At 65.9% G+C, this 1,673-nt stretch carries 2 protein-coding genes and 1 pseudogene; all 3 read right to left on the bottom strand.

Features of this window, described 5'->3' with window-relative positions; all coding sequences use genetic code 11:
- Positions 1–189, bottom strand: a 189-nt coding sequence (locus VF662_RS07805; protein ID WP_464139592.1) for a 2,3-bisphosphoglycerate-dependent phosphoglycerate mutase, incomplete at its 3' end; no start/stop codon positions are given.
- Positions 190–244: 55 nt separating this feature from the next.
- Positions 245–1,378, bottom strand: coding sequence for a M14 family metallopeptidase (locus VF662_RS07800; RefSeq protein ID WP_464139589.1), 1,134 nt, complete (start codon positions 1,376–1,378; stop codon positions 245–247).
- Positions 1,375–1,673: pseudogene (locus VF662_RS07795) on the bottom strand (DUF4136 domain-containing protein); the annotation flags it as partial. The gene VF662_RS07800 and the pseudogene VF662_RS07795, both read right to left, overlap by 4 nt.

Here is a 1,673-nt window from a genome sequence, read left to right as displayed (position 1 = left end):
CTTGATCGCGCGCGACTGGAGGCTGGTGAAGCAGACGTCGAAATCGAGCCCTCGCTCGGCGAGCAGGCGGCCCGCCGCGCGCGCTTCCTCGATGCCCAGCTCGGTGACGTCCACGTCCCACCAGCCGGTGAAGCGGTTTTCGAGGTTCCACGACGACTGGCCGTGGCGGATGAGGACGAGGCGGGGCATGAATTCTCCGTCGATGCGCTATTCCTACTCAGGATGAGCGATCTTGGGTTTGCTCCTAACGGCGCTTCGGAAGCGCGTCGATCATCGCGTGCAGCGCGTCGAGGCAGGAGCGGGCGAGGAGCCTGCTCCGGTCCGGCGACCAGCCTTCGTCGGGATCGGGAAGGTCGTCATTGTCCTTGAACGGCATTTCGAGCGTCATCGAGACGGCTCCGAACCGCTCCGCCAGCTGCGCGGTGGACATTGAGAGGTTCGCCTGGCCCGGCTTGGCGATTTCGTAGCCCTGCCTCGTTTGGAAATCCGGCGAGATCCGGACGAGCTCCTCGCTGAAGCGGTCGAACAGATCCTGCTGCGACCGCTTGAACGAGGGGATGCCTTCGAAGCCGGCGAGGAAGTTGGCCGGGATCGCCTCGTCGCCATGGACATCCATCGCGAAATCGACCCCGATCTTGTCCATCTCGCGAAGGACGTAAAGCACCTCGGGACTGCGTTCGGGCGAAGGATCGTGCCATTCGCGGTTGAGGTTCACTCCGGCGGCGTTGGTGCGCAGGTGGCCGCGCTTCGATCCGTCGGGATTCATGTTCGGGACGATGTGGAAGGTGGCCTTGGTGAGCAGCCGCCGCGAGACCGGGTCGGCATCGTCGAGCAGTTTCTCGAGCGCGCCTTCCATCCACCATTCGGCCATCGATTCGCCGGGATGCTGGCGGGCGTAGAGCCAGACCTGGACCGGCCCTTCGCCGATCTGCAGATAGTCGATCTCCTGCCCGTCCAGCGTCTGACCGAGCGAGCGATATTCGACCCAGGGATGATCGGCCGCCTCCGCAATGAGGTCGTGGTGCCGCTCCATCGTATAGGGCGCGAAATAGGCGAACCAGACGCTGTTCGAAGCGGGCGTGACGGGGATCGTGAGGACGCCGTCTTCATAGCGCGTCTCCGCGACCCGCTCCCAATAGTCGCGGTCGTAGGACATGCAGGCGCGGTAGCCGGGCCAGCCGAGGGGGTAGGCGGCGCCGGCCGCGTTCACGATCCTCAATTCCACCGGCTCGCCCTCCGCGCCCGTCAGGCGGAAGTAGAACCATTGATAGAAATCGGACTGGTGGTCGTTGACGATTTCGAGGTCGATGCGGTTGCCTTCGATGGCGACCAGGCGAATGTTGCCGCCGTCGAAGGCGCTGGAAATGGAGAGATTCATCGCGCCCTGATAGTGCGGCCGGAAATGCCGGGGAAGTCCCGAAACAGGGCTGCGGCGAGCCTGTCCACGGCGGCCGTGCGCTCGACCGGAGCAGTGGCTGCGGAACCGTCGGCGATCGCCCGCCCCTCCCACACGACGGTGCCGTCGGAGCGGCGGCGGATGCGCACTTCGAGCAAGGTCGCGGTGCCGGCCGATGCGCCGGCCGCCGCGTTGCCGCCGAGATGGCCCCTGAGGTTGGCGCGGCTTCCCTGCTGCACGTCGATCAGCGCCACCTGCTCCGACTGCCCGACCGTGC

Origin of the sequence: Allosphingosinicella sp. (genome assembly GCF_036387215.1) — a bacterium.
Classification (GTDB): Bacteria; Pseudomonadota; Alphaproteobacteria; order Sphingomonadales; family Sphingomonadaceae; genus Allosphingosinicella.
This window is presented reverse-complemented; position numbering and strand designations above follow the sequence as displayed.

Coding starts and splice junctions, on each gene's coding strand:
- VF662_RS07800 (WP_464139589.1), bottom strand. CDS start 1,378: ATGAATCTCTCCATTTCCAGCGCCTTCGACGGCGGCAACATTCGCCTG.